Consider the following 25,646-nt stretch of genomic DNA (forward strand, 5'->3'; position numbering starts at 1 on the left):
CCTGTAGGGCCGTCCGGCCCCGCAATTCCTTGCCATGCCATATGTCATCCGCGTTTCAAGCGGGCGCGTTCTGGGCCTATAATGGAGCCCTTTTCGCCCAATGATTTTGCGGAGCTGGTGATGGTCGAACGTAAGGCTTCCGTCGAGCGCAATACCCTGGAAACCCAGGTCAAGTGCTCGATCAACCTCGATGGCAGTGGCAAGGCCCGATTCGATATCGGTGTGCCTTTCCTTGAACACATGCTGGACCAGATCGCTCGCCATGGGCTGATCGATCTGGATATCGAGTGCAAGGGTGACCTGCATATCGACGATCACCATACCGTCGAAGACGTCGGTATCACGCTGGGCATGGCATTCGCCCAGGCCATCGGCGACAAGAAAGGCATCTTCCGCTACGGCCATGCCTACGTGCCGCTGGACGAAGCGCTGTCGCGCGTGGTCATCGATTTCTCCGGCCGCCCAGGCCTGCAGATGCATGTGCCCTACACCCGCGCCACCGTTGGCGGCTTCGATGTCGACCTGTTCCAGGAATTCTTCCAGGGCTTCGTCAACCACGCCCTGGTGACCCTGCACATCGACAACCTGCGTGGCCATAACACCCACCACCAGATCGAAACCGTATTCAAGGCTTTCGGCCGCGCCCTGCGCATGGCCGTGACCCTCGACGAGCGCATGGCCGGGCAGATGCCGTCCACCAAAGGGTGCCTGTAAATGCAGACGGTAGCCGTAATCGACTATGGCATGGGCAACCTGCACTCGGTGGCCAAGGCGCTAGAGCACGTCGGCGCCGGCAAGGTGCTGGTCACCAGCGACGCTGCGGTGATCCGCGAGGCTGATCGCGTGGTGTTCCCGGGCGTGGGCGCGATCCGTGACTGCATGGCCGAAATCCGCCGCCTGGGCTTCGACAGCCTGGTCCGCGAAGTGAGCCAGGACCGCCCGTTCCTCGGCATCTGCGTCGGCATGCAAGCGTTGCTCGACCATAGCGAAGAAAACGACGGTGTCGACTGCATCGGACTGTTCCCTGGCCAGGTGCGCTTCTTTGGCAAAGACCTGAAAGAAGACGGCGAGCACCTGAAGGTGCCGCACATGGGCTGGAACGAAGTCAGCCAGACCATCGACCATCCGCTGTGGCACGACATTTCCGACCGTGCGCGTTTCTACTTCGTGCACAGCTACTACATCAATGCCGGCAAGCCGGGCCAGGTGGTCGGCCGCGGCCATTATGGCGTCGACTTCGCTGCCGCGCTGGCCGATGGCTCGCGCTTTGCCGTGCAGTTCCACCCGGAGAAGAGCCATACCCATGGCCTGCAGCTGCTGCAGAACTTCGTCGCCTGGGACGGGCGCTGGTAAATGAGCCGTTCGAAGACCAAGGCCCCGATCATTACCCTGGCCCCCGAAGAGGAGCGCGAGGCGCTCGACACGCTCAAGCGCTTCCTGGAAGACCGCTTCGAGCTGCAGCTCGGGTCGTTCGAGGTGGCCGAGGTTCTCGAGCTGTTCAGCAAAGAAATTGCACCCCATTACTACAACAGGGCGATTGCCGATGTTCAGCTGCACCTCAAGGAGCGGTTCGAGAGCATCGAAAGCGATCTGTGGGCACTCGAAAAGCCCTGAACCCCCAAGAACAGACAGGTTCCCAAGATGCTGATTATCCCCGCTATCGATCTGAAGGACGGTGCCTGCGTGCGCCTGCGCCAGGGCCGCATGGAAGACTCCACGGTATTCTCCGACGACCCGGTGAGCATGGCTGCCAAGTGGGTCGAAGGTGGCTGCCGCCGCCTGCACCTGGTCGACCTCAACGGCGCCTTCGAAGGCCAGCCGGTCAACGGTGAAGTGGTCACCGCCATCGCCAAGCGCTACCCGAACCTGCCGATCCAGATCGGCGGCGGCATCCGCTCGCTGGAAACCATCGAGCACTACGTCAAGGCCGGCGTCAGCTACGTGATCATCGGCACCAAGGCGGTCAAGCAGCCTGAGTTCGTCGCCGAAGCGTGCAAGGCTTTCCCGGGCAAGGTCATCGTTGGCCTGGATGCAAAGGACGGCTTCGTCGCCACCGACGGCTGGGCCGAAGTCAGCTCGGTACAGGTCATCGACCTGGCCAAGCGTTTCGAGGCCGATGGCGTGTCGGCGATCGTCTACACCGACATCGCCAAGGACGGCATGATGCAGGGCTGCAACGTGCCGTTCACCAAGGCGCTGGCCGAAGCCACCTCGATCCCGGTGATCGCCTCGGGCGGCATCCACAACCTGGGTGACATCAAGGCCCTGCTGGACGCCAAGGCCCCGGGCATCATCGGCGCCATCACCGGCCGTGCCATCTACGAGGGCACCCTCGATGTCGCCGAGGCCCAGGCATTCTGCGACAACTACCAAGGCTGAGGACTGAACCATGGCACTGGCCAAGCGCATCATCCCTTGCCTGGACGTGGACAACGGCCGGGTGGTCAAGGGCGTCAAGTTCGAGAACATCCGTGATGCCGGCGACCCGGTGGAAATTGCCCGCCGCTACAACGAGCAGGGTGCCGACGAAATCACCTTCCTCGACATCACGGCCAGCGTCGATGGCCGCGACACCACCCTGCATACCGTCGAGCGCATGGCCAGCCAGGTGTTCATCCCGCTGACCGTGGGCGGTGGCGTGCGTACCGTGCAGGACATCCGCAACCTGCTCAACGCCGGTGCAGACAAGGTTTCGATCAACACCGCCGCGGTGTTCAACCCGGAGTTCGTCGGCGAGGCGGCGGACCGTTTCGGTTCGCAGTGCATCGTCGTCGCCATCGACGCCAAGAAGGTGTCCGCGCCAGGCGAAGCGCCACGCTGGGAGATCTTCACCCACGGCGGGCGCAAGCCTACCGGGCTGGACGCGGTTGAGTGGGCGAAGAAGATGGAAGGCCTGGGAGCCGGCGAGATCCTGCTGACCAGCATGGACCAGGACGGCATGAAGAATGGTTTCGATCTGGGTGTAACCTGCGCCATCAGCGATGCGCTGGGGATTCCGGTGATTGCTTCGGGTGGTGTGGGTAACTTGCAGCACCTGGCAGACGGGATTCTGGAAGGACACGCCAGCGCGGTGCTGGCGGCGAGTATCTTCCACTTTGGCGAGTACACTGTGCCGGAGGCCAAGGCCTACATGGCTTCGCGCGGGATCGTCGTTCGCTGAGAGCGTGATTGGGGCTGCGTTGCAGCCCATCGCGGCTAAAGCCGCTCCTACAGGTACAGCACAGGCCCAATGCCTTGTGCGGTCCCTGTGGGAGCGGCTTTAGCCGCGAATGGGCCGCAAGGCGGCCCCAATTGCATCACCCGTGGTTCTTGCCGAGCAGCGCGTGGTAAAGCTCGGTATCCCCAAGAATCCCCACCACCTTGTCATTCTCCTGCAGCACCAGCTTGTTGCCGGTCTGATAACGAATCTGCAGCGCCTCACGCATGCCAATGTCGGCATGCACCAACGTCGGCTTGCGGCCCAGGCCTTCCACAGCCTGCCCCGGCACCCAATTCTGCATGTCCAGCCCGTTCTGCCCCTGGCGTGCACGCTTGATCGAATTCCCTTCACCCAGGTCAAGCCACGAATCGCCACCCGGGTCCAGGCACACCGAGCCGTTGACCCGCTTGCAGTTGTCCAGGCTGCGCATCAGGCTGCGGCCGCACAATACGTTCAGCGGGTTGGTGTGGGCGACGAAGGTACGCACGTATTCGTCGGCCGGGTTCAGCACGATCTCTTCCGGCTTGCTGTACTGGATGATCCGCCCATCCTTCATGATGGCGATGCGGCTGCCCAGTTTCAGCGCCTCGTCGAGGTCGTGGCTGACGAACACGATGGTCTTGCTCAGCTTGGCCTGCAGGCCCAGCAATTCGTCTTGCAGGCCTTGGCGGATCAGCGGGTCGAGGGCCGAGAACGGTTCGTCCATCAGCAGGATGTCGGCATCCATCGCCAGCGCCCGCGCCAGGCCCACACGCTGCTGCATGCCGCCGGAGAGTTCGTCCGGCTTTTTGTTGCGCCACTGGGTCAGGCCGACCAGTTCGAGTTTCTCGTCGACCAGCTTGCGCCGTTCCTTTTCCGGGCGGCCCTGCATTTCCAGGCCGAAGCTGATGTTCTCGCGCACCGTCAGCCATGGCATCAGGGCGAATTTCTGGAACACCATGGCGATGCGCTTGGTGCGCATCATCTTCAGCTCTGCCGGGGTGCAGTGGGCAATATCGATGTGCTTGCCTTCATGCTCGACGAACAGCTTGCCGCGGCTCACGGTGTTGAGGCCGTTGATGCAACGCAGCAGGCTCGACTTGCCTGAGCCGGACAGGCCCATCAGCACGCAGATCTCGCCTTTGTTGATATCGAGGTTGGCCTTTTCCACACCGACCACCAGCCCGGTCTGCTTGAGGATCTGCTCGCGGGTCTGGCCTTTGTCCAGCAGCGCCAGCGCTTCGCGTGGCTTGTTGGAGAAGATGACGTCGACGTCTTCGAATCGAATGATGCTCATGCCTCACCCCTTACCGGCAGTTCCGGTTGCTTGCAGATACGGTCGAGCATGATCGCCAGCAGCACGATCGCCAGGCCTGCCTCGAAGCCCAGGGAGATATCGGCGGTGTTCAGTGCGTTGACCACAGGTTTGCCCAGGCCATCGGCACCCACCAGGGCGGCGATCACCACCATCGACAGCGACAGCATGATGCACTGGGTGACGCCGGCGGCGATGCTTGGCATCGCGTGCGGCAGTTCGATACGGGTGAGCAGCTGGCGGCGCGAACAGCCAAAGGCCTTGCCGGCGTCCATAAGTTCCTGCGGCACGTCGCAGATGCCCAGGTAGGTCAGGCGGATCGGGGCGGCGATGGCGAACACCACTGTCGAGATCAGCCCCGGCACCACGCCCAGGCCGAACAGGGTCAGGGTCGGGATCAGGTAGACGAAGGTTGGCACGGTCTGCATCAGGTCGAGCACCGGGCGCATGGCCGTGTAGAACATCGGCTTGTGCGCGGCGACGATGCCAAGCGGCACGCCGATGGCCACGCAGACCACGGTGGCGAAGGTCACCTGGGCCAAGGTCTCCATGGTTTCCTGCCAGTACCCCAGGTTGAGGATCAGCAGGAAGGAAAGGGCGACGAATGCGGTGAGCGCCCACTTGCGCTGGATGAAATGCGCCAGGGCGGCGAACAGGGCGATGAGCACGAACGGGTTGAAGAAAGTCAGGGTACTGGTGACGCCATGGATCATGAACTCCAGGCCTCGGGCAATGGCGTCGAAATAGTTCGCGCCATTCTGGGTCAGCCATTCGACGAACGCCGCGATGTACTGACCCAAGGGTATTTTCTGATCGATGAGCATGATAGCGAGCTTCCACCTGCGAAGATTGAAAACAGTCCGGGGCGGGCACGGTCCCGCCCCGAGGTAGCGCTACGACATGGTGCGTTATTGCGTGAGCTTGGCCTTGGCCGCCTCAAGGCCGGGCTTGCCGTCCACGGTGGTGACGCCCGCCAGCCAGGTGTCCAGCTTGCCGGGGTTGTCCTTGAGCCACTTCTTGGCGGCCGCTTCGGGCTTCATCTTGTCGTCCAGGACGTAGCCCATCATGGTGCTTTCATCCTTGAGCTCGAACGACAGGTTCTTCAGCAATTGGCCGACGTTGCTGCATTCCTGCACATAGCCCTTGCGGGTATTGGTCAGCACGGTGGCCTTGCCGAATTCGGGGCCGAAGAACTCGTCACCGCCGGTGAGGTACTGCATCTTGAAGCGGGTGTTCATGGGGTGCGGTTCCCAGCCCAGGAACACCACCGCCTCACCACGCTTCTGTGCGCGATCGACCTGCGACAGCATGCCGGCCTCGCTCGACTGCACGATCTTGAAACCGGCGTCCTTCAGGCCGAAGGCGTTCTTGTCGATCATGCTCTGGATGGTGCGGTTGCCATCGTTGCCCGGCTCGATGCCGTAGATCTTGCCGTCCAGCTCCTTCTTGAACTTGGGAATGTCGCTGAAGTCCTTCAGCCCCTTGTCATACAGTGCCTGGGGCACGGCCAAGGTGTACTTGGCGTTTTCCAGGTTGGCGCGCACGGTTTCTACAGTGCCGGCATCGCGGTACTGCTTGATGTCGTTCTCCATGGTCGGCATCCAGTTGCCGAGAAACACGTCCAGGTCCTTGCCGGTGGCCAGCGACTTGTAGGTCACCGGTACCGAGATCATGGTGGTGTGGGTCTTGTAACCCAGTGCTTCGAGCACAACGCTGGTGGTCGCAGTGGTGACGGTGATGTCAGTCCAGCCGACATCGGAGAAGCGTACCGTCTGGCACTGCTCGGGCTCGGCGGCCTGGGCCAGCAGAGGCGCGGACAGCATCGCAACCAGCAACAGCGAGGGTGAACCTTTCATGGATGGACTCCTGTGATTTTGTCTTCGGGTTCGCGTGGGTCGCCGGGCTTTCTCAGGGTCCGGTCGACCAGGCCTGCAGAGGGCAGGATGCGTGGCCGTGCTTTACGAGTCGCTTTCGATAATCCTCCAGCGCCGGGCAATCGCCTACTGGTGGCGTCGTAACCAGTACGGAACGGGTCGCATCCAGTACGGGCGATGTCGTTTATGAGTTTTTCCACCCCTGTAGCCGCATTTTTGCGTCACCCGGTCGCTTGAAAGCGGCGACAAGGTGGCCGAAAAGGCTACGGCGCTGCTGGACAAAATTACGTCGGTTGCAGACGGCGAGGGGGTAGGCAAAAGCCCGATGATGCGTGCATTCGTGGCGGCTCGCAGCTTCAGCCTAGCAGTTGCCCCGCCCTGCGCATGGCGCGCAGAGACAAGCCCAGCAAGAGGTGATTCGACAATGGCCATCAGCGTGTTCGACCTGTTCAAGATCGGTGTCGGGCCTTCCAGCTCCCACACCGTCGGCCCCATGCGTGCAGGTGCCTTGTTCGTCCAGGGCCTGCGGGAACGCGGTGAGCTGGAGCAGGTGCGAAGGATCGAAGTGCGGCTGTACGGTTCGCTGTCGGCCACTGGCATCGGCCATGGCACCGACAACGCCACCATCATGGGCCTGATGGGCGAATGGCCGGACGCCATCGACCCGACCCAGATCGTCCCGCGGATCGCCGACCTGCGCGAAACCAACATCCTGAAGCTGGATAACCGCCTGCCCATCGAGTTCGTCTGGGCCCGCGACATGCTGCTGCTGGACGAGAACCTGCCGTACCACCCCAACGCCATGACCCTGATCGCCGAAGGTGCCCAGGGCGAACTGCATCGCGACACCTATTACTCGGTCGGTGGCGGCTTCGTGGTCGACGCCGCCCAGGCCGCCAGCGGTGTGCTGGACGCCGACCAGACCGTGCTGCCCTACGATTTCAACAGCGCCGCCGAGCTGCTGCGCCTGTGCAAGCAAAACGACCTCAGCGTGTCGCAATTGATGATGGCCAACGAGAAGGTCTGGCGCAGCGAAGAAGAAATCCGCGCCGGCCTGCACAAGCTCTGGGAAGCCATGCAGGAATGCGTCAACAACGGCCTGAAATACGAAGGCACGCTGCCCGGCGGACTGAACGTGCGCAGGCGCGCCGCGAAGTTGCACCGCAGTCTGCAGGAAATCGGCAAGCCCAACGTGATCGGCTCGACCATGAGCGCCATGGAGTGGGTCAACCTGTTCGCCCTGGCCGTCAACGAAGAAAACGCCGCTGGCGGGCGCATGGTCACTGCGCCTACCAACGGCGCGGCGGGCATCATCCCGGCGGTGCTGCATTACTACATGCGCTTCAGTGATGCGGTAGACGAATCGAGCGTGGTCGACTTTTTCCTCGGCGCCGCCGCCGTGGGCATCCTGTGCAAGAAGAACGCGTCGATTTCCGGTGCAGAAGTTGGCTGCCAGGGCGAGGTCGGCTCGGCCTGTGCCATGGCTGCTGCCGGCCTTGCCGAAGTGCTGGGGGCGACCCCGGCACAGGTGGAGAACGCTGCCGAAATCGCTCTGGAGCACAACCTTGGCCTGACCTGCGACCCGGTCGGCGGCCTGGTGCAGGTGCCTTGCATCGAGCGCAACGCGATTGCCGCAGTCAAGGCGATCAATGCCGTGCAGATGGCGTTGCGCGGCGATGGCGAGCACTTCATCTCTCTCGACCAGGTGATCCGCACCATGCGCGACACCGGCGCCGACATGCACGACAAGTATAAAGAGACCTCTCGCGGTGGCCTGGCGGTCAGCGCCATCGAGTGTTGAGTTTTTGAGCCAGCCTCAAGGGCCTCATCGCGGATGAATCCGCTCCTGCAGGATATGCATGATCTTGTAGGAGCGGATTCATCCGCGATGGGGCCCTTGAGTGTTTTAAGTGCACCGCGCCCTGTTTAAGTGCATGGCCCAGGCTGACCAATCGTCGGCTGTCGCTATCAGTGCGGGCATTGTCGGTGACACTCAAGAGTGTCGTTTCTGGGCAACCAAGGCTGCGCGTGTCACCAAATTGCTCAGTCGTTACACGCAAGGCGCTAGCACGGCGCTTTGCGAAGAATTGCCAACTCGATCGAAATCCCTGATTTGCCGAATGAAGGCGTCGTTTTCAGGTTTTTTCGGATGGTCGTTCAATTTCAGGCACGACCCTTGCGTTGAGATTGGCAGCAAGCCCCTGCACGTGAAGCTGGGGCCATAACAAGAAAATCAGTGCCCGCCTGAGGCACACCCTGCATTTGTGTGAGGAGAAATCGCGATGACGTCGTACACCTCCGGGAACCCAACCCAGAACCGCACAGCCCCCCAGTCCATCGGGTTTCTCCTTCTGGACAATTTCACCCTGATTTCCCTGGCATCGGCCGTGGAGCCGCTGCGCATGGCCAACCAGCTTTCCGGCCGCGAGCTGTACCGCTGGCACACGCTGACCGTCGATGGCGGCCAGGTATGGGCCAGTGATGGCCTGCAGATCACTCCCGATGCCGCCATGCACAGCGCACCGCCGATCGACACCGTGATCGTCTGCGGCGGCGTTGGCATCCAGCGTACGGTCACCCGTGAGCATGTCACCTGGCTGCAGGCCCAGGCTCGCCAGTCGCGCCGCCTCGGTGCGGTGTGCACCGGTAGCTGGGCGCTGGCCTGTGCCGGCCTGCTCGATGGCTTCGATTGCAGTGTGCATTGGGAATGCCTGGCGGCCATGCAGGAGGCCTTCCCGCGGGTCAACATGAGCACCCGCCTGTTCACCCTCGACCGCAACCGCTTCACCAGCTCCGGCGGCACCGCGCCGCTGGACATGATGCTGCACCTGATCAGCCGCGATCACGGCCGTGAGCTGTCGGCAGCGATCTCGGAAATGTTCGTCTACGAGCGCATCCGCAACGAGCAGGACCACCAGCGTGTGCCGCTCAAGCACATGCTTGGCACCAATCAGCCGAAGTTGCAGGAGATCGTTGCGCTGATGGAGGCCAACCTCGAAGAGCCGATCGACCTGGATGAACTGGCCGTGTACGTGTCGGTGTCGCGCCGTCAGCTCGAACGGCTGTTCCAGAAGTACCTGCATTGCTCGCCGTCGCGCTACTACCTCAAGCTGCGCCTGATCCGCGCCCGGCAGTTGCTCAAGCAGACACCGATGTCGATCATCGAAGTGGCCTCGGTGTGCGGCTTCGTTTCTACCCCGCACTTCTCCAAGTGTTACCGCGAGTACTTCGGCATCCCGCCGCGTGATGAGCGTGTAGGTTCCAACACCGCGCAGCAGGTGGCGATGATGCCGATCCCGCAAGCCATGACCCTGTCGCCGCACAGCGGACCGATGGCAGCCCTGAGCCAGGCGCGCAACGAGTCGACCTTTGCCAGCGTAAGGCTCTGAAACGGCACTGGCCCCTTCGCGGGTAAACCCGCGAAGGGGCCAGTGCAGGAATAATCGCTCAGGCGCGTTTGTTGAACTGCGCCAACGCCGGCAACAGCTGCTTGTCGATGGCTTGGCGCACCGCCGGCAGAATGGTCGCGCTACCGGTATACATTTGCTCCACCATCCCTTTCAGCGCCCGCGCATTGGGCTCGGTCAGCCCGCGCACCACCGCTTCACAGGCCTGCTCGGCACTGGCCCCGGCCGGAATGTCGAACCCGCGTGCGCGCAGGTGGCCTGCCAGGTCGTCCTGGTCTATCAAATCCGCATGCATCATGGCTGTTGTCCCTTTTATCGCGAAGAGAGTGCTGCTGTGATTTACGACCGATTCTGTGTCCGCTGCGACAGGCCCGCAAGGGCAGAATGTCGCAATGGCTGGTTTGGCTAAGAACAGGTCGCTTCCGGCTAATTGCAGGGGCCGGGAAGCCAGCAGACTGCACTCATTCACGGCTCACGAGGTTTGGTCACCCTCACTCATGCACAGTGGATGTTGCTCGCTCTTGGCCCCGGATGCTCACGGCTTTCCGGGGTTTTTTTATTGGGCGATGGGAATTTATTCCTAACCCATCTCCGGCCGGGTGAAAAGTGTCACGCGTTGTATAGGGCGTGCATACATATGGGCGTTGCATATTTATTGGGTGTGCTGTGTTTCTATTTTCTGGTGCCGGTTGCTGCCGGCGAACTACCAGATAAATAGAGGGTAAATTGTGATTTACAGGGATAATGATGTAACGATTATTTCGCCATACATAGACCATACGTCGTTTCGGCGAGAGTACAAAATTATAGGTGGTACTTGCCGGGTGACCGGGCTGTCCATCACGGGCGGGCAAGACCCAAAACGCTACAACTTTATAGGGCAGGTTAAAACCTTTGGCGAAAACGGCAGGTTGCGTTTCAGAGTCGGGCGTAAAGGATCTGGGGCCGTTGCTTCATGGTGGAAAAGCAGAGTTGCGGCGAGCCAGTGCACGTTCAACCATACACCAGGAAAACTGAATTTTGCCTTCAACGTCGACATGGTCGTCAAGCTGACAGGTGGTAACCTCGGCAGTCGGGTAGCCAGCGTCAGGCTCGATGATCTCTACATTGGACAGGGGCGTGCGGCGTCGAGCAACAATTGGTGGTTCGGTGGTCGGCACTGTACCCACATCGGCGGCGGAAAAGTCCGCGTCGAGGGGTTGGATGTTGCAACCAACCTGAAGGTTTATGTGGATGTAAAGCGTGGTGGGAGCGGTAATCCGGTCAACCACTACGAGTTCAGCAATTACCGATTGGCGGAGTCGGAAAGTTGGATGAAACGCATCGACTCAGCAAAAACGTTGAACCAGATCGTGCTGCCAGGTAGCCACAATGCTGGCATGGGCGAGACGCGAAACTGCAATCCGAATGGATTGGGGCAGGCATTGTCGAGAAATCACGAGTATACGGTTCGTGGTCAGTTGAATCACGGTGCGCGTTATCTGGAGCTCCGCGTTGACTATGACAAGGATAGACTGGTCACTTACCATCGGGACGGTGCGAGGGGATGCAGCGGCCAATATATTGATAGTGTATTGGCCGATGTGAACAGCTTCCTGAGTGCGTATCCCAGTGAAACAGTCATTCTAAAGTTTTCACATATTCGTGGCGATTTCGGCAAGCAAGTCACGACCAAGCGTTTGCTTGATGAGCAGATCGGACGTTTCAGCAAGCGCTTCCAAAGTGCTTCGGTGACCAACCTGGCGCATATGAAACTGCAAGATGTACGCGGCAAGGCGATCATGGTGTTCGATTACAGTGAGCATTATTCCCCGATGTCGGGACGTTACCGTTTTATGGATGGGACCCGGGGTGGGCAACTGGCGGTGTACGACGAATACGCCAATACCTCTACGCTGAGTACCATGACGCGTGATCAGTTGAAGAAGTGGCAGGCATACGCTGGGCTAGGTAAAAACTATCTGTTTCTGCTGTCCTGGACCCTTACGCCAGGCCTGACGACGCCCAGCATTCTTGACATGGCCAAGCAGGCCAACGCAGCGCTGCCGAGCGCGCTTGACCGGTATTCCAAAGAATACCGGTCAAAACCCAATATCGTTTTCATTGACGGTCTTGATCGAGCTGTTACCTCGTCGATCATTGCCCTCAACTTTCTATGACTAGCGGGTGATGGTCAGCCGACGCTACTGCTTCGTCAGGGAAGGTGGATAACGTTACCGATGTACTGCGGCGGCGCCAGATCATGCTGACTGTTTGCCAACTCGTTCAGCAACGCCACACTTCGCTCACCGAACGGCGCCGACTTCGGCCCGGCCAGGTCCACATGCAACAGCATCTGCTCGCTCGCGGACAGCACCTGGTCGAACCCGGCCCGGTGCAGGCTGTGGTAGACATGCAGGCGTTTGCGATCGAAGCCGATGATCTGCGTCTGCACCCAGACCTCGGTACCCAGCTTCACCTCGTGCAGGTAGTTGATATGGGCTTCCAGGGTGAACAGCGAGTTACCACTTTGCCCGCGGCTGCCTTCGTCCAGGCCGATGCGCTCCATCAGCGCATCGGTGGCGTAGCTGAAAATCAGCAGGTAGAAGGCATCGCGCAGGTGCCCGTTGTAGTCGACCCAGTCCTCCTGGACCGGGGTGCGGTAGGTGATCAGTGCGGGCATCGTCTGTTCCTCAGTCGCCGAAGGCCATGCCGTGGCTGGCTTTGCTGGTTTTCACCGCTTCCAGTACGGCCAGCAGCGTGTCATCACGATAGCGCTCCAGCGCGGCGATGCTGCGCTCGCCCAATTGTTCCGAAGTGCCTTCGACCACATCGTCGATCAGCTTGTCGGTCAGCTCCGGTGCCGGCAGGTAGGTCCAGGGCAGCTTCAGCGCCGGGCCGAACTGGGCCATGAAGTGGCGCATGCCGGCATCCCCACCGGCCAGCGTGTAGGTGAGGAAGGTGCCCATGAATGACCAGCGCAGGCCGGCGCCGAAGCGGATCGCGTCGTCGATCTCACCGGTGCTGGCCACACCGTCGTTGACCAGGTGCAGGGCCTCGCGCCACAGCGCTTCGAGCAGGCGGTCGGCAATGAAGCCGGGGACCTCCTTGCGCACATGCAGCGGGCGCATGCCGAGGGCGGTGTAGATGGTTTTCGCGGCCTCGATGGCTTCGGGTGCTGTGCGGTTGCCGCCGACGATCTCCACCAGCGGCAGCAGATACACCGGGTTGAACGGGTGACCCACCACACAACGCTGAGGGTTAGTGGACGACTCGTAGAACTCGCTGGGCAGCAGGCCCGAGGTGCTGGAACCGATGATTGCATCGGGCTTGGCGGCAGCACTGATCTTCGCGTGCAGGTCGAGCTTGAGCTCCAGGCGCTCGGGCGCGCTTTCCTGGATGAAATCAGCGTCGCGTACACATTCCTCGATGGTCGCCACGAATGTCAGCCGGTCCTGCGATGCACCTGGCGCCAGGCCTTGTTTCTCCAGTGCCGGCCAGGCGTTGGCGATACGCTTGCGCAGGGCCTGCTCGGCGCCGGGGGCCGGGTCCCAGGCGACCACGTCCAGGCCGTGGGCCAGGGCGCGGGCGACCCAGCCGCTGCCGATCACGCCGCTACCCAGGGCGGCGAAGGTCTTGATTTCGGTGATGAAAAGCATATCGGTCTCCTGAAGGGGATCAGCGGCGCTTGAGGTTCATTTTTTCCCGGCCTTCCGCCGGGCTGAGCACGCGGCCACCCATGCGGGTGATGATCTCGGCGGCGCGTTCCACCAGCTGGCCGTTGCTGGCCAGCACGCCACGGTCCAGGTACAGGTTGTCTTCCAGGCCCACCCGCACGTTGCCGCCAAGCAACACGGCTTGCGCCGCCATCGGCATCTGCATGCGGCCGATGCCGAATCCGGCCCAGGTGGCGTTGGCTGGCAGGTTGTCGACCATGGCCTTCATGGTGGTGGTGTCGGCCGGCGCGCCCCATGGGATGCCCAGGCACAGCTGGAACAGCGGGTCTTCGAGCAAGCCTTCTTTCATCATCTGCTTGGCGAACCACAGGTGGCCGGTGTCGAAGATCTCCAGCTCGGCCTTCACCCCCAGTTCGGTGATGCGCTTGGCCCCGGCGCGTAGCTGCGCGGGAGTAGATACGTAGATGGCGTTGCCGTCGCCGAAGTTGAGGGTGCCGCAGTCGAGGGTACAGATCTCCGGCAGCAGCGCTTCGACGTGGGCCAGGCGCTCCAGTGGGCCGATCAGGTCGGTGCCGGGGCCGAACTCCATGGGCGATTCGCCCGGGCCGATTTCCAGATCGCCGCCCATGCCGGCGGTGAGGTTGACGATGATGTCGACGTCGGCCTCGCGGATGCGCTCCATGACTTCGCGGTACAGCGCCACGTCGCGGCTGAAGCGGCCGGTCTGCGGGTCGCGGACGTGGCAGTGGACCACAGTGGCGCCGGCCTTGGCGGCCTCTACGGCGGATTCGGCGATCTGTTTGGGGGTGACGGGGACCAGGTGGCTCTTTGCGACCGTGTCTCCAGCGCCGGTGAGGGCGCAGGTGATGATGACGTCGTGGTTCATGGCGGTTCCTTGTGATGTCGGTGTTTGCCGTTTCGCGGGCAAGACCGCTCCCTCAGGGCTCGCGGTGAGCCCCGGTTGCAGGAAAACCTGTGGGAGCGGGCGAGCCCGCGAAGCGGCCGGATCAGTTGGCGGTGAGCTTGAGGTTGTCCGCCGCTGGCTTGCCATCGAAGGTGGTCACCCCTTCAAGCCAGCGGGCCTTGTCCTCGGGGTGGTCCTTGAGCCACTGGCGTGCCGACTCCAGGGCGTCCTTGTGATCGAGCAGCGGCTGCATCATGCGGCTCTCGTCCTCGGCGCTGAAGTTCAGGTTTGCCAGCAGGCGGTGGGCGTTGGGGCAGCGTTCGGCGTAGTCCGGCGCGGTCACTGTCCACACCGTGGCACGGCCTTCGTCCGGGCCCAGGGCGTCCTGGCTGTCGCCCAGGTAGGCCATGTCGATGTTCACGTTCATCGGGTGTGGCGCCCAGCCGAAGAACACTACTGCTTCCTTGCGCCGTACGGCGCGGTCGACGGCGGCGAGCATGCCAGCTTCGCTGGACTCGACCAGCTGGAACTTGCCCAGGTCGAACTGGTTCTTGCTGATCATGGCCTTGATCTGGGTGTTGGCACCGGAGCCGGGTTCTATGCCGTAGATCTTGCCGCCTAGCTCCTTCTCGAACTTGTGGATGTCGGCGAAGGTTTTCAGGCCTTTGTCATACAGGTACTTCGGCACGGCGAGGGTGGCGCGGGCGTCTTCCAGGCTGGGTTTTTCGAGGACCTTGACCTGGTTGGCGTCGACGAACGGGGTGATGGTCTGGGTCATGATCGGGTTCCAGTAACCCAGGAACATGTCCAGGCGCTTGTCGCGAATACCGGCGAAGATGATCTGCTGCGAGGCGCTGGTCTGCTTGGTCTGGTAACCCAGGCCGTCGAGCAGCACCTGGGCCATGGCGCTGGTGGCGATGACGTCGGTCCAGTTGACCACGCCAAGGCGCACGTTCTTGCAGGCCGCGGGCTCGGCGGCGTAAAGCGGGGTGGCGGCGATGCTGCTCAGGGCAAGGGACAACAGACTGCGGCGGATCAAGCGATGCATGGTGGCTCTCCATCGGCAGAGTATTTTTTATAGGTTTCGACCTCTCTGGGCCGTATGAACACGCTACGCTGCTGTCTGGGTGGAAAATCGCACCCTGGCGACCAACAATTGCACGGAGGCGACCACCTTCAGCCGTGGAGCATGCAATGCCGCAGATCATCCATTTCCTGCTGTTGCCGGGGTTCTCGGCGATGGGGTTCATCAGTGCCATCGAGCCTCTTCGCGTGGCCAACCGTTTCAAGGGCCCGTCATATCGCTGGCGCGTACTCAGCCTGGATGGCGGCCCGGTGCTAGCCAGCAATGGCATGTCGGTGAACGCTGATGCGGCGCTGGGGGAGGGAGAACCATGCGGCATTCTGCTGATCGTGGCCGGGTTCGACCCGCTGGCGTGCTATGGGCCGGCATTGCAGCAGGTGCTACGCCGCCTTGACCATGAAAAGGTGCTGCTGGGTGGCATCGACACCGGGGCGATGGTGCTGGCAGAAGCGGGCCTGCTCGATGGCCACCGCGCCACCGTTCATTGGGAAGCCCTGGAGGCGTTCAAGGAAAACTACCCGAACCTGCAGGCGACCCAGGAACTGTTCGAAATCGACCGGCGGCGGATCACCTGCGCGGGTGGCACCGCCTCGATCGACCTGATGCTGGACCTGATCGCGCAGGCCCATGGCAGTGAGTTGGCGGTTCAGGTTTCAGAGCAATTCGTACTCGGTCGCATCCGGCCCCGTCAGGATCACCAGCGGATGCAGATTGCCTCGCGCTATGGCATCAGCAACCGCAAGCTGGTGCAGGTGATCGGCGAAATGGAAAAGCACACCGAGCCGCCGTTGAGCACGTTGGAGCTGGCAGCCAGAGCCATGATCACCAGGCGTCAACTGGAGCGTCTGTTTCGTTTGTACCTGAGCGACACGCCAAGTGGTTTTTATATCGGCTTGCGCCTGGACAAGGCGCGTCAGTTGCTGTGCCAGACGCAGATGAGCATCACGCAGGTCAGCGTGGCGTGTGGTTTCGAGTTGCCGTCGTACTTCACTCGCCGTTACAAGCGACGCTTTGGCCGCTGCCCGCGCGAAGAACGTCAGGCACTCAAGCCACAGGCGCCTGATCAGAACTGATCAAGGTCGGATAACGCTTGCAGTCGGCTCTCGATACGGGCTCGCCGCGTCTGGAATGCCGGGGTATCGAGTTTTACACCCAAGTGGTTCAGGTGCAGGGCCAGGCGCGTGCGAGGGGCATCGGGGTCGGTCGCACACCACAGGTGGAACACGATCGCCGCGGGCTCGCCATCGGCATCCACGTCGAACGCGATGTTCATGTGCGAGCTGGCCGATGTAGTGCGCAGCAGGGCGAGGTCGGGCTGTTTCAAGCCTTGAAGGATGTCGCTGGCAACCCGTTTGAACTTGAGGTTTGGCTGTTGAGGTGACGCAATCCAGCCAGCGAAGACGTCTTCAAACACCGTGGCCGTGGGAATGTAAGGGATGCTTTTTGTCGTCCGTTCGAACAGTGTGGCCCCGCAATCTTCGAGGGTCAGCAGAAATTGACTGAACCAGCGCTGGCCATCTTGCTGGCGGTCGTGAGCGCGGTTGGCCTCCAGCTGCGCCAGACGCAAGCAGGCATGGAGGTCTTCGTAGCGCTGGGCGGCAGGTTTAGCGGGCATATTGCAGGCCCTCAATCTATGCGCAAGAAGGGAAGCGTGGCGCCACATGGGCGCCACGTTCAGGTCAGATGTCGAGTGCCAGGATGTCGAACGCCTGGCTGGCCAGCTTCAGCCTTACGGCTTCGCGCATGGCTTCGAAGTGGCGAACGCTGAACGAGCCTTGTTGCGAGGCCCGATAGACGCGCGTGTTCGACTTGTCGATGATGCGGCCAGCGGAACCTGCCGCCTTTTCGGCTTTGTCGTAGCTCAGCTGAACGCTGGTCATGTGCATGATCGGCAGCCCTTGCGGCGACATTTCGCAGGCGGAGATCTGGACGGTGCTGGATTTGCCCGAAACGCTCACGCTGCTCTCTTCAAGCAGTTGCTGCGCCTTTGGCGTCTTCACGATCACTTCGAAAGAGCGTTTGATACAGCGGCTCAGGCGATGGCTGCGGCCGATCTGGATGGTGATGATTTCGGGTGCCAGGGTGGCCAGCGTGTGGGTGTCCTTGTCGAGGGCTTCTTCGACATGGGCCGCGCCGGTCAGTGTCCAGCCGAACTTGCCCAGGCCGTCGTTGTAGTAGTTGTACCACTCGCGCTGCTGGGTCTCTTTGTCGAACTTCTTGTTTGCCGACAGGTTCATCAGGCGCATGCCATCCAGTACGTCTTCGGCAACGCTGGCGGGCACATCCGGGGCAAAGATGCAGACGGTGTTGGCAACCATGACGGCGCGCTCTTCGCCTTCTTTCTTCAGGGCCGCGATGGCGCTGTCCATATCGGTCTTGCTGAGGGGGGTGGTCATATCTTGGACTCCGATTCAGTACATACCTGCGCCTCGAGTGAGGCGCCCGGGATGCACTGTGGTTCGGATCAGCCACGTAGATAAGCTGAAAGCACTTCCCGCTCAGCGGAGATTTCTACTGCTGGCCAATGGACTGCAGATACTCCGAGCGATCATCGCTGCGCTGCGCCACGCAGGTATCCCAGGCCGCCTGGAACGCCTTGCTGCCGGGCTTCTCGGCATAGGTCTCGACCTTGCAGTCGGCATCGCGCAGCTGCGCCCACAGTTTCTCGGCGGCGTCCATGCGCCCGACCAGGGCCGTGGCCTTGTCCCCTTCGTCGGCATACTGGTCGCGAATGCGCTGGATCAGGTCGTCATACGCCGCTTTGAGTTCGCGCTCGGCGGTCTGCTTGTTGAATGCCGCGCAAGCGAAAGTTTGCTGGTCGCTTTCGACGTTGTCGCACGGGGTGCTTTCTTCCTCGCCGGCGTGGGCGCCCGAGACGACCGCCAGCAGTACCAGCCATGCCATTGATTTCATCCGTTTTCTCCTTAACAGGCTGACGAATCGGCTGGATTCTCGCTCAGCCGCCGAGAAGACGATAGCTCCCTGACGAAATGTTCATGAAATCGCGCCACATGTCGTTATCGAGACCGTCTCTCATCGCCAGACGGCGTGCCAGAGGGCGCGATGTCGCGCATTGACGCTTTCGGCAAACCCCCTGTCGTTTTTGCACCGGGGCGTCGCAGGGCACAGGCATATGCTGGCCCCAAAGCGCCGACAGAAGATTTGGCGCGGCCCAATATCACAAAGGGGACAGCCTGATGAGCCCAGCCGAACTTCACGCCGACAGCATCGTCATCGACGGCCTGATCATTGCCAAATGGAACCGCGAGCTGTTCGAGGACATGCGCAAGGGCGGGCTGACTGCGGCCAACTGCACGGTGTCGGTCTGGGAAGGCTTCAAGGCGACTGTCGACAACATCGCCGCCAGCCAGAAGCTGATCCGCGACAACAGCGACCTGGTGATGCCGGTGCGCACCACCGCCGACATCCGCAAGGCCAAGGAGCTGGGCAAGACTGGCATCCTCTTCGGCTTCCAGAACGCCCATGCGTTCGAAGACCAGATCGCCTACGTCGACGTGTTCAAGCAGCTGGGCGTGGGCATCGTGCAGATGTGCTACAACACCCAGAACCTGGTCGGCACCGGTTGCTACGAGCGTGATGGCGGCCTGTCGGGCTTCGGCCGCGAGATTGTCGCCGAGATGAACCGCGTCGGCATCATGTGCGACCTGTCCCACGTCGGGTCCAAGACCTCCGAGGAAGTGATCCTCGAATCGAAGAAGCCGGTCTGCTATTCCCACTGCCTGCCTTCGGGCCTGAAGGAACACCCGCGCAACAAGTCGGACGCCGAGCTGAAGTTCATCGCCGACCACGGCGGCTTCGTCGGTGTGACCATGTTCGCGCCGTTCCTGGCCAAGGGCATCGACTCGACCATCGACGACTACGCCGAAGCCATCGAGTACACCATGAACATCGTCGGTGAAGACGCCATCGGTATCGGTACCGACTTCACCCAGGGCCACGGCCAGGACTTCTTCGAGTACCTGACCCACGACAAGGGCTACGCCCGTCGCCTGACCAACTTCGGCAAGATCATCAACCCGCTGGGCATTCGCACTGTCGGCGAATTCCCCAACCTCACCGAGACCTTGCTCAAGCGCGGCCATTCCGAACGCGTGGTACGCAAGATCATGGGCGAGAACTGGGTCAACGTCCTCAAGGACGTCTGGGGCGAGTAAGCCGCTCTCCAAGCCTGATAGCCCCTGCCAGCAACGCCGGGGCACCCACATAAAAATTTTATGGAGTTGAGTTTCCATGGCCAAGATCGCCCCGCAATTGCCAATTGAAGTCGACAGCGAGACCGGTGTCTGGACCAGCGACGCCCTGCCGATGCTGTATGTGCCGCGCCATTTCTTCGTCAACAACCACATGGGCATCGAGGAAGTGCTGGGCGCCGACGCCTACGCCGAGATCCTCTACAAGGCCGGCTACAAGTCCGCCTGGCACTGGTGCGAGAAAGAGGCCGAATGCCATGGCCTGGAAGGCGTGGCGGTGTTCGAACACTACATGAAGCGCCTGAGCCAGCGTGGCTGGGGCCTGTTCGAGATTCAGGACATCGACCTGGATAAAGGCACCTGCAGCGTCAAGCTCAAGCATTCCGCATTCGTTTACGTCTATGGCAAGTGCGGCCGCAAGGTCGACTACATGTTCACCGGCTGGTTCGCCGGCGCCATGGACCAGATTCTCGCTGCCCGCGGCAGCTCGATCCGTACCGTGGCCGAGCAGGTCTACGGCGGTTCGGAAGAAGGCCACGAAGATGGCCTGTTCGTCGTCAAGCCGTTGTAAGCCGGAGAGAGCGTCATGGCATTCGAAGCAATGTTCCAGCCGATCCAGATCGGCAAACTGACCATCCGCAACCGCGTACTCAGCACCGCGCACGCCGAGGTCTACGCCACTGACGGCGGCATGACCACCGACCGCTACGTGAAGTATTACGAAGAGAAGGCCAAGGGCGGCATCGGCCTGGCGATCTGCGGCGGCTCATCCGTGGTGGCCATCGACAGCCCGCAGGAATGGTGGTCGTCGGTCAACCTGTCGACCGACCGCATCATCCCGCACTTCCAGAACCTCGCTGACGCCATGCACAAACATGGCGCCAAGATCATGATCCAGATTACCCACATGGGCCGTCGCTCGCGTTGGGACGGCTTCAACTGGCCAACCCTGATGTCGCCGTCGGGCATCCGTGAACCCGTGCACCGCGCCACCTGCAAGACCATCGAGGTGGAAGAGATCTGGCGCGTGATCGGCAACTATGCGCAGGCTGCGCGGCGTGCCAAAGAGGGCGGCCTGGATGGCGTGGAACTGTCGGCCGTGCACCAGCACATGATCGACCAGTTCTGGAGCCCGCGGGTCAACAAGCGTACCGACGAATGGGGCGGTACCTTCGAAGGCCGCATGAAGTTCGGCCTGGAAGTGCTCAAGGCGGTGCGTGCCGAAGTCGGCGACGACTTCTGCGTGGGCATGCGTATCTGCGGTGACGAGTTCCACCCCGATGGCCTCAGCCACGAGGACATGAAGCAGATCGCCGCCTACTACGATGCCACCGGCATGATCGACTTCATCGGCGTGGTCGGTTCGGGTTGCGATACCCACAACACCCTGGCCAACGTCATCCCCAACATGAGCTACCCGCCGGAGCCGTTCCTGCACCTGGCGGCCGGCATCAAGGAAGTGGTCAAGGTCCCTGTGCTGCACGCGCAGAACATCAAGGACCCGAACCAGGCCACGCGTATCCTGGAAGGCGGCTACGTCGACATGGTCGGCATGACCCGCGCGCACATCGCCGACCCGCACCTGATCGCCAAGATCAAGATGGGCCAGATCGACCAGATCAAGCAGTGCGTCGGTGCCAACTACTGCATCGACCGCCAGTACCAGGGCCTGGACGTGCTGTGCATCCAGAACGCCGCGACCTCCCGTGAATACATGGGCGTGCCGCACATCATCGAGAAGACCACTGGCGTCAGGCGCAAGGTGGTGGTGGTTGGCGCAGGCCCCGCCGGCATGGAAGCGGCCCGGGTGGCGGCCGAACGCGGCCACGACGTGACCCTGTTCGAGAAGAAAGAACAGATCGGCGGGCAGATCACCATCGCCGCCAAGGCGCCGCAGCGTGACCAGATTGCCGGTATCACCCGCTGGTACCAGCTGGAGCTGGCGCGCCTGAAGGTCGACCTGCGCCTGGGTACCGCCGCTGACGTGGCGACCATCCAGGACCTGCGCCCGGATATCATCGTGCTCGCGGTCGGCGGCCATTCGTTCCTTGAGCAGAACGAACACTGGGGCGCTGCCGAAGGGCTGGTGGTCAGCAGCTGGGACGTGCTCGACGGCAAGGTTGCGCCGGGCAAGAACGTGCTGGTGTACGACACCATCTGCGAATTCACCGGCATGTCGGTGGCCGACTTCATCGCCGACAAGGGCAGCCAGGTGGAGATCGTCACCGACGACATCAAGCCGGGCGTGGCCATGGGTGGTACGACCTTCCCGACCTACTACCGCAGCATGTACCCGAAAGAAGTGATCATGACCGGCGACATGATGCTGGAAAAGGTCTACCGCGAAGGCGACAAGCTGGTGGCGGTGCTGGAGAACGAATACACCGGCGCCAAGGAAGAACGTGTCGTCGACCAGGTAGTAGTGGAAAACGGCGTGCGTCCTGACGAGCAGCTGTACTACGCGTTGAAGGATGGTTCGCGCAACAAGGGCCAGATCGACGTGGAGGCGCTGTTCGCCATCAAGCCACAGCCGATCCTCAGCCAGCCGGGCGAGGGCTACCTGCTGTACCGCATCGGTGACTGCGTGGCCCAGCGCAACGTGCATGCGGCGATCTACGACGCCTTGCGCCTGTGCAAGGACTTCTGATCGCACCGCCTCTCTAGAGGCGGGACTGGCCCCCCTGTAGGAGCGAGCAGAGCTCGCGATGGCGTCAGCTTTGGCAACCGGGTTGTCTGATCGGACGCTATCGCGAGCGATGCTCGCTCCTACAGGGGTCCGCGCTGTCTTTGAAGGTGGCGCAAGAATCCAGCTGTTGTGGGAGCCTCCCATGTTGAACACCCTTCTACCCATCCTGCTGTTCGCTGCCCTTGGCCTGGCAGTGCTCGGCGCCCTGCGCCGGGTGCGCATGTGGCGGCGTGGCCGGCCGTCCAAGGTCAACCTGATCGGCGGCCTGCTGGCCATGCCGCGGCGCTACCTGGTCGACTTGCACCACGTGGTCGAGCGCGACAAGTACATGTCCAGGACCCACGTGGCCACTGCCGGCGGCTTCGTGCTGTCGGCTGCGCTGGCGATCCTGGTGCATGGCTTCGGCCTGCAGAGCAAAATCCTCGGCTACGCACTGCTGGTGGCCACGGTGATCATGTTCAGTGGCGCCATCTTCGTCTTCAAACGCCGCCTGAATCCGCCTTCGCGCCTGTCCAAGGGCCCGTGGATGCGCCTGCCGAAGAGCCTGCTGGTGTTCGCTGCCAGCTTCTTCATCGCCACCTTGCCGGTCGCCGGCATCCTGCCGGCCAACACCGGTGGCTGGGTGATGGTCGGCATCCTCGGCCTGGGTGTGCTGTGGGGCGTGTCGGAGCTGTTCTTCGGCATGACCTGGGGCGGCCCGATGAAACACGCCTTCGCCGGTGCCCTGCACCTGGCCTGGCACCGCCGCGCCGAACGCTTCGGCGGTGGCCGCTCCACCGGCCTCAAGCCGCTCGACCTGGAAGACCCGAATGCGCCGCTGGGCGTGGAAAAGCCGGTGGACTTCACCTGGAACCAGCTGCTCGGCTTCGATGCCTGCGTGCAGTGCGGCAAATGTGAAGCCATGTGCCCGGCGTTCGCCGCCGGCCAGCCGCTGAACCCGAAAAAGCTCATTCAGGACATGGTCATCGGCCTGGCCGGTGGCAGCGATGCCAACTTTGCCGGCAGCCCGTACCCCGGCAAGCCGATCGGCGAGCACGGCGGCAACCCGCACCAGCCAATCGTCAACGGCCTGGTCGACGCCGAGACGCTGTGGTCGTGCACCACCTGCCGCGCCTGCGTCGAGGAATGCCCGATGATGATCGAGCACGTCGATGCCATCGTCGACATGCGCCGCCACCTGACCCTGGAAAAGGGCGCGACCCCGAACAAGGGCGCCGAGGTACTGGACAACCTGATCGCCACCGACAACCCGGGCGGCTTTGCTCCTGGCGGGCGGATGAACTGGGCGGCCGACCTGAACCTGCAGCTGCTCTCGGAGGTGAAGGCCACCGACGTGCTGTTCTGGGTCGGTGACGGTGCCTTCGACATGCGCAACCAGCGCACCCTGCGTTCGTTCGTCAAGGTGCTCAAGGCGTCCGGCGTGGACTTCGCCGTGCTCGGCCTGGAAGAGCGCGACAGCGGCGACGTGGCGCGCCGCCTGGGCGATGAGGCGACCTTCCAGCAATTGGCCAGGCGCAACATCCAGACCCTGGCCAAGTACCGGTTCCAGCGCATCGTCACCTGCGACCCGCACAGCTTCCATGTGCTGAAGAACGAGTACGGCGCACTGGGCGGTGATTACCAGGTGCTGCACCACAGCACCTACATCGCCGAACTGATCGCGGCCAGGAAGTTGAACCTCGGCAAACACAAAGGTGGCAGCGTCACCTACCACGACCCGTGCTACCTGGGCCGCTACAACGGTGAGTACGAAGCCCCGCGTGAAGTGCTCAAGGCGCTGGGTATCGAAGTGCGCGAAATGGAGCGTTCGGGCTTCCGGTCCCGTTGCTGCGGCGGTGGCGGCGGTGCGCCGATCACCGACATCCCTGGCAAGCAGCGGATTCCGGACATGCGCATGGACGACATTCGAGAGACCCAGGCCGAGCTGGTGGCCGTGGGCTGCCCGCAATGCACCGCGATGCTTGAAGGTGTGGTCGAACCGCGCCCACAGATCAAGGACCTCGCCGAGCTGGTGGCGGATGTGCTGATCGAAGAGGAAACTCCCGCGGCCCCAAAGTCGCCAACGGTTAAACGCGAACCTGCGGAGGTGCACTGATGAGCGACATTATCCGCCGCGACCCTCGCGCCGAGTGGATCGCCCGTAACCGTCTGCATCCGCTGCACGCGGCGCTGCAGACGCAACAGACTCGCTGGATGGGGCCCAACGGCCTGATCCGCAAGAACCCCCATGCGCTTGCCGCAGGTTTCATCGGCCCGGCTGGCCTCAAGCGCATCGACCGCAGCGGCGCCCAGCAGGGCACCGGTGTCGGCGGGCGGCGCACGGCGGCAGCCGAAGTACAGCTGCCGCTGCACCAGGTGCCGGCGCCAGCGTTCTACATCGCCGTGGTGCCAGACATGGTCGGCGGCCGCCTGAGCAGCCACGACCGCGACCTGCTGGGCCTGGCCCATGGCCTGGCCGGCAGCGACGGCGCAGTGCTGGCGGTGGTGTTTGGCGAGCACAAGGAAAGCAACTTTTCCACAGCCGGTGTCGACCGCCTGCTGGTGCTCGAAGGCGAGGAATTCGAAGGTTATGCACCGGAGCAACTGGTGCAGGGCCTGCGCGCTGTGGATAACCAGTTCGCCCCGCGCCACTGGCTGCTGCCCGACAGCCGAACCGGTGGCGGCGAACTGGGCCGGCGCCTTGGCGCGTCCCTTGGCGAGCGCCCGGCGACGCGGGTCTGGCAGGTCAAGGACGGCCAGTGCATCGGCCGTGCCGGTGCCGGCCAGCAAGACCTGCAACGCGCTGTGCCGCGGTTGATCCTGGCCGCGGCAGAGTGTGCCGAGCCGGTCAGCGAAACCCGTCACGAAGCGCTGCCGGTGGAGTTGTCCACAAGTGTGGTACGCAGCCTGTCGCGCATCGAGGACCTGGGCTCGGTGGCCGTCGACCCGGCGACCATCGCCATGGCCGAAGCCGAGTTCATCGTCTCGGGCGGCAATGGCGTCAAGGACTGGGACCTGTACCACAAGGCCACTGCGGCCCTTGGCGCCACCGAAGGCGCCTCGCGGGTGGCGGTGGACGACGGCTTCATGCCGCGCAACCGCCAGGTGGGCGCCACCGGTACCTGGGTCACTGCACGGGTGTACGTGGCTGTGGGTATCTCGGGCGCGATCCAGCACCTGCAGGGCATTGGCGCCTGCGACAAGGTGGTGGCGATCAACATGGACCCGGGCTGCGACATGATCAAACGGGCCGACCTGTCGGTGATTGGCGACAGTTCGGCGATTCTTCAGGCACTGATCGAGGCTGTGGACAACTACCGCAGCGGCGGCCAGCGCGACGCGGCATAAGGGC

General features: G+C 62.4%; 25 protein-coding genes. 14 read left to right on the forward strand and 11 right to left on the reverse strand.

The genetic code is table 11. The features are described 5' to 3' along the window. Positions 1 to 120: 120 nt before the first annotated feature. Genes hisB through hisF form a run of 5 tightly spaced genes read left to right on the forward strand, consistent with a single transcriptional unit; the run spans position 121 to position 3,160 of the window. Positions 121 to 714, forward strand: coding sequence for an imidazoleglycerol-phosphate dehydratase HisB (gene hisB / locus ACQKPS_RS06385; protein ID WP_027917570.1), 594 nt, complete (start codon positions 121 to 123; stop codon positions 712 to 714). Next, positions 715 to 1,353: an imidazole glycerol phosphate synthase subunit HisH gene (gene hisH / locus ACQKPS_RS06390; protein ID WP_060512243.1), complete on the forward strand. Its 639-nt coding sequence runs from the start codon at positions 715 to 717 to the stop codon at positions 1,351 to 1,353. It abuts the gene before it with no gap. Beyond that, entirely contained in the window at positions 1,354 to 1,614 is a 261-nt protein-coding gene (locus ACQKPS_RS06395; RefSeq protein ID WP_027917568.1) for a DUF2164 domain-containing protein, read from the forward strand. It begins immediately after the preceding gene. A gap of 27 nt (positions 1,615 to 1,641) precedes the next feature. Beyond that, entirely contained in the window at positions 1,642 to 2,379 is a 738-nt protein-coding gene (gene hisA / locus ACQKPS_RS06400; RefSeq protein ID WP_023382794.1) for a 1-(5-phosphoribosyl)-5-[(5-phosphoribosylamino)methylideneamino]imidazole-4-carboxamide isomerase, read from the forward strand. Between the two features lie 10 nt (positions 2,380 to 2,389). After that, a complete protein-coding gene (gene hisF / locus ACQKPS_RS06405) occupies positions 2,390 to 3,160 on the forward strand; it encodes an imidazole glycerol phosphate synthase subunit HisF (protein ID WP_254481829.1) in 771 nt (256 codons plus the stop codon). Positions 3,161 to 3,296: 136 nt separating this feature from the next. Here the strand turns inward: hisF and choV are convergent, their stop codons facing one another. The 3 genes from choV to ACQKPS_RS06420 form a co-directional block, all read right to left on the reverse strand. After that, positions 3,297 to 4,475 (reverse strand): choline ABC transporter ATP-binding protein, encoded by a 1,179-nt coding sequence (gene choV / locus ACQKPS_RS06410; RefSeq protein WP_054886704.1) that lies wholly within the window; start codon positions 4,473 to 4,475, stop codon positions 3,297 to 3,299. Beyond that, complete coding sequence (gene choW, locus ACQKPS_RS06415) at positions 4,472 to 5,320, reverse strand: choline ABC transporter permease subunit (protein WP_176509202.1); 849 nt, start codon at positions 5,318 to 5,320, stop codon at positions 4,472 to 4,474. Before choW ends, choV begins: the two co-directional genes overlap by 4 nt. Before the next feature lie 81 nt (positions 5,321 to 5,401). Next, positions 5,402 to 6,349 carry a choline ABC transporter substrate-binding protein gene (locus ACQKPS_RS06420; protein ID WP_254481828.1) on the reverse strand — a complete coding sequence of 316 codons (948 nt, stop codon included), beginning with the start codon at positions 6,347 to 6,349 and terminating at the stop codon, positions 5,402 to 5,404. A 442-nt stretch (positions 6,350 to 6,791) separates the two neighbouring features. Between ACQKPS_RS06420 and ACQKPS_RS06425 the strand changes: the two genes are divergently transcribed. Then, the gene (locus tag ACQKPS_RS06425) at positions 6,792 to 8,168 is read left to right on the forward strand and encodes an L-serine ammonia-lyase (RefSeq protein WP_427603227.1); all 1,377 of its coding nucleotides are present in this window, start codon (positions 6,792 to 6,794) and stop codon (positions 8,166 to 8,168) included. Positions 8,169 to 8,649: 481 nt separating this feature from the next. Continuing rightward, complete coding sequence (locus ACQKPS_RS06430) at positions 8,650 to 9,756, forward strand: GlxA family transcriptional regulator (RefSeq protein ID WP_054886700.1); 1,107 nt, start codon at positions 8,650 to 8,652, stop codon at positions 9,754 to 9,756. A gap of 58 nt (positions 9,757 to 9,814) precedes the next feature. On the opposite strand, the gene ACQKPS_RS06435 is transcribed toward ACQKPS_RS06430, so the two are convergent. Then, positions 9,815 to 10,072 (reverse strand): hypothetical protein, encoded by a 258-nt coding sequence (locus ACQKPS_RS06435; RefSeq protein WP_003255717.1) that lies wholly within the window; start codon positions 10,070 to 10,072, stop codon positions 9,815 to 9,817. Between the two features lie 526 nt (positions 10,073 to 10,598). Between ACQKPS_RS06435 and ACQKPS_RS06440 the strand changes: the two genes are divergently transcribed. Then, the gene (locus ACQKPS_RS06440) at positions 10,599 to 11,933 is read left to right on the forward strand and encodes a hypothetical protein (RefSeq protein ID WP_427603229.1); all 1,335 of its coding nucleotides are present in this window, start codon (positions 10,599 to 10,601) and stop codon (positions 11,931 to 11,933) included. A 35-nt stretch (positions 11,934 to 11,968) separates the two neighbouring features. On the opposite strand, the gene ACQKPS_RS06445 is transcribed toward ACQKPS_RS06440, so the two are convergent. The 4 genes from ACQKPS_RS06445 to choX form a co-directional block, all read right to left on the reverse strand. Next, positions 11,969 to 12,436: a thioesterase family protein gene (locus tag ACQKPS_RS06445; RefSeq protein ID WP_427603231.1), complete on the reverse strand. Its 468-nt coding sequence runs from the start codon at positions 12,434 to 12,436 to the stop codon at positions 11,969 to 11,971. A gap of 10 nt (positions 12,437 to 12,446) precedes the next feature. Next, a complete protein-coding gene (locus ACQKPS_RS06450) occupies positions 12,447 to 13,412 on the reverse strand; it encodes an L-carnitine dehydrogenase (protein ID WP_254481814.1) in 966 nt (321 codons plus the stop codon). Between the two features lie 19 nt (positions 13,413 to 13,431). Next, entirely contained in the window at positions 13,432 to 14,316 is an 885-nt protein-coding gene (locus ACQKPS_RS06455) for a 3-keto-5-aminohexanoate cleavage protein (protein ID WP_427603233.1), read from the reverse strand. Positions 14,317 to 14,437: 121 nt separating this feature from the next. Continuing rightward, on the reverse strand, positions 14,438 to 15,382 hold the full coding sequence (gene choX, locus ACQKPS_RS06460) for a choline ABC transporter substrate-binding protein (protein WP_283725061.1): 945 nt from the start codon (positions 15,380 to 15,382) through the stop codon (positions 14,438 to 14,440). Positions 15,383 to 15,528: 146 nt separating this feature from the next. Here choX and ACQKPS_RS06465 point away from each other — a divergent pair, with 146 nt between their 5' ends. Then, positions 15,529 to 16,491, forward strand: coding sequence for a GlxA family transcriptional regulator (locus ACQKPS_RS06465; protein ID WP_427603236.1), 963 nt, complete (start codon positions 15,529 to 15,531; stop codon positions 16,489 to 16,491). On the opposite strand, the gene ACQKPS_RS06470 is transcribed toward ACQKPS_RS06465, so the two are convergent. The 3 genes from ACQKPS_RS06470 to ACQKPS_RS06480 all read right to left on the reverse strand — a co-directional run bounded on the left by ACQKPS_RS06470 (position 16,482) and on the right by ACQKPS_RS06480 (position 18,331). After that, positions 16,482 to 17,033, reverse strand: a complete 552-nt coding sequence (locus tag ACQKPS_RS06470) for a hypothetical protein (RefSeq protein ID WP_254481809.1) — start codon at positions 17,031 to 17,033, stop codon at positions 16,482 to 16,484. The two genes, ACQKPS_RS06465 and ACQKPS_RS06470, sit on opposite strands and share 10 nt — an antisense overlap. 64 nt (positions 17,034 to 17,097) lie before the next feature. Next, the gene (locus ACQKPS_RS06475) at positions 17,098 to 17,814 is read right to left on the reverse strand and encodes a hypothetical protein (protein ID WP_427603238.1); all 717 of its coding nucleotides are present in this window, start codon (positions 17,812 to 17,814) and stop codon (positions 17,098 to 17,100) included. A 115-nt stretch (positions 17,815 to 17,929) separates the two neighbouring features. After that, positions 17,930 to 18,331: a lysozyme inhibitor LprI family protein gene (locus ACQKPS_RS06480; RefSeq protein ID WP_254481803.1), complete on the reverse strand. Its 402-nt coding sequence runs from the start codon at positions 18,329 to 18,331 to the stop codon at positions 17,930 to 17,932. Positions 18,332 to 18,615: 284 nt separating this feature from the next. Between ACQKPS_RS06480 and ACQKPS_RS06485 the strand changes: the two genes are divergently transcribed. The 5 genes from ACQKPS_RS06485 (at position 18,616) to ACQKPS_RS06505 (ending at position 25,642) form a co-directional block, all read left to right on the forward strand. Then, on the forward strand, positions 18,616 to 19,593 hold the full coding sequence (locus ACQKPS_RS06485) for a dipeptidase (RefSeq protein ID WP_016392223.1): 978 nt from the start codon (positions 18,616 to 18,618) through the stop codon (positions 19,591 to 19,593). A gap of 76 nt (positions 19,594 to 19,669) precedes the next feature. Next, entirely contained in the window at positions 19,670 to 20,200 is a 531-nt protein-coding gene (locus ACQKPS_RS06490) for a DUF5943 domain-containing protein (protein WP_054886693.1), read from the forward strand. Positions 20,201 to 20,215: 15 nt separating this feature from the next. Next, positions 20,216 to 22,276, forward strand: coding sequence for a dimethylglycine demethylation protein DgcA (gene dgcA / locus ACQKPS_RS06495; protein ID WP_427603241.1), 2,061 nt, complete (start codon positions 20,216 to 20,218; stop codon positions 22,274 to 22,276). 181 nt (positions 22,277 to 22,457) lie between these two features. After that, positions 22,458 to 24,410 carry a dimethylglycine demethylation protein DgcB gene (gene dgcB / locus ACQKPS_RS06500; RefSeq protein WP_254481799.1) on the forward strand — a complete coding sequence of 651 codons (1,953 nt, stop codon included), beginning with the start codon at positions 22,458 to 22,460 and terminating at the stop codon, positions 24,408 to 24,410. Then, entirely contained in the window at positions 24,410 to 25,642 is a 1,233-nt protein-coding gene (locus ACQKPS_RS06505; RefSeq protein WP_427603243.1) for an electron transfer flavoprotein subunit alpha/FixB family protein, read from the forward strand. Before dgcB ends, ACQKPS_RS06505 begins: the two co-directional genes overlap by 1 nt. The last annotated feature ends 4 nt before the right edge of the window (positions 25,643 to 25,646 follow it).

Origin of the sequence: Pseudomonas sp. NPDC086566, assembly GCF_050280885.1 — a bacterium.
Lineage (GTDB): Bacteria > Pseudomonadota > Gammaproteobacteria > Pseudomonadales > Pseudomonadaceae > Aquipseudomonas > Aquipseudomonas vlassakiae.

Coding starts and splice junctions, on each gene's coding strand:
- ACQKPS_RS06430 (WP_054886700.1), top strand. CDS start 8,650: ATGACGTCGTACACCTCCGGGAACCCAACCCAGAACCGCACAGCCCCC.
- dgcA (WP_427603241.1), top strand. CDS start 20,216: ATGGCATTCGAAGCAATGTTCCAGCCGATCCAGATCGGCAAACTGACC.
- ACQKPS_RS06420 (WP_254481828.1), bottom strand. CDS start 6,349: ATGAAAGGTTCACCCTCGCTGTTGCTGGTTGCGATGCTGTCCGCGCCT.
- ACQKPS_RS06485 (WP_016392223.1), top strand. CDS start 18,616: ATGAGCCCAGCCGAACTTCACGCCGACAGCATCGTCATCGACGGCCTG.
- ACQKPS_RS06475 (WP_427603238.1), bottom strand. CDS start 17,814: ATGACCACCCCCCTCAGCAAGACCGATATGGACAGCGCCATCGCGGCC.
- ACQKPS_RS06505 (WP_427603243.1), top strand. CDS start 24,410: ATGAGCGACATTATCCGCCGCGACCCTCGCGCCGAGTGGATCGCCCGT.
- ACQKPS_RS06450 (WP_254481814.1), bottom strand. CDS start 13,412: ATGCTTTTCATCACCGAAATCAAGACCTTCGCCGCCCTGGGTAGCGGC.
- ACQKPS_RS06455 (WP_427603233.1), bottom strand. CDS start 14,316: ATGAACCACGACGTCATCATCACCTGCGCCCTCACCGGCGCTGGAGAC.
- hisF (WP_254481829.1), top strand. CDS start 2,390: ATGGCACTGGCCAAGCGCATCATCCCTTGCCTGGACGTGGACAACGGC.
- ACQKPS_RS06395 (WP_027917568.1), top strand. CDS start 1,354: ATGAGCCGTTCGAAGACCAAGGCCCCGATCATTACCCTGGCCCCCGAA.
- ACQKPS_RS06445 (WP_427603231.1), bottom strand. CDS start 12,436: ATGCCCGCACTGATCACCTACCGCACCCCGGTCCAGGAGGACTGGGTC.
- hisH (WP_060512243.1), top strand. CDS start 715: ATGCAGACGGTAGCCGTAATCGACTATGGCATGGGCAACCTGCACTCG.
- ACQKPS_RS06480 (WP_254481803.1), bottom strand. CDS start 18,331: ATGAAATCAATGGCATGGCTGGTACTGCTGGCGGTCGTCTCGGGCGCC.
- ACQKPS_RS06470 (WP_254481809.1), bottom strand. CDS start 17,033: ATGCCCGCTAAACCTGCCGCCCAGCGCTACGAAGACCTCCATGCCTGC.
- ACQKPS_RS06435 (WP_003255717.1), bottom strand. CDS start 10,072: ATGATGCATGCGGATTTGATAGACCAGGACGACCTGGCAGGCCACCTG.
- ACQKPS_RS06490 (WP_054886693.1), top strand. CDS start 19,670: ATGGCCAAGATCGCCCCGCAATTGCCAATTGAAGTCGACAGCGAGACC.
- ACQKPS_RS06425 (WP_427603227.1), top strand. CDS start 6,792: ATGGCCATCAGCGTGTTCGACCTGTTCAAGATCGGTGTCGGGCCTTCC.
- hisB (WP_027917570.1), top strand. CDS start 121: ATGGTCGAACGTAAGGCTTCCGTCGAGCGCAATACCCTGGAAACCCAG.
- choX (WP_283725061.1), bottom strand. CDS start 15,382: ATGCATCGCTTGATCCGCCGCAGTCTGTTGTCCCTTGCCCTGAGCAGC.
- hisA (WP_023382794.1), top strand. CDS start 1,642: ATGCTGATTATCCCCGCTATCGATCTGAAGGACGGTGCCTGCGTGCGC.
- choV (WP_054886704.1), bottom strand. CDS start 4,475: ATGAGCATCATTCGATTCGAAGACGTCGACGTCATCTTCTCCAACAAG.
- ACQKPS_RS06465 (WP_427603236.1), top strand. CDS start 15,529: ATGCCGCAGATCATCCATTTCCTGCTGTTGCCGGGGTTCTCGGCGATG.
- dgcB (WP_254481799.1), top strand. CDS start 22,458: ATGTTGAACACCCTTCTACCCATCCTGCTGTTCGCTGCCCTTGGCCTG.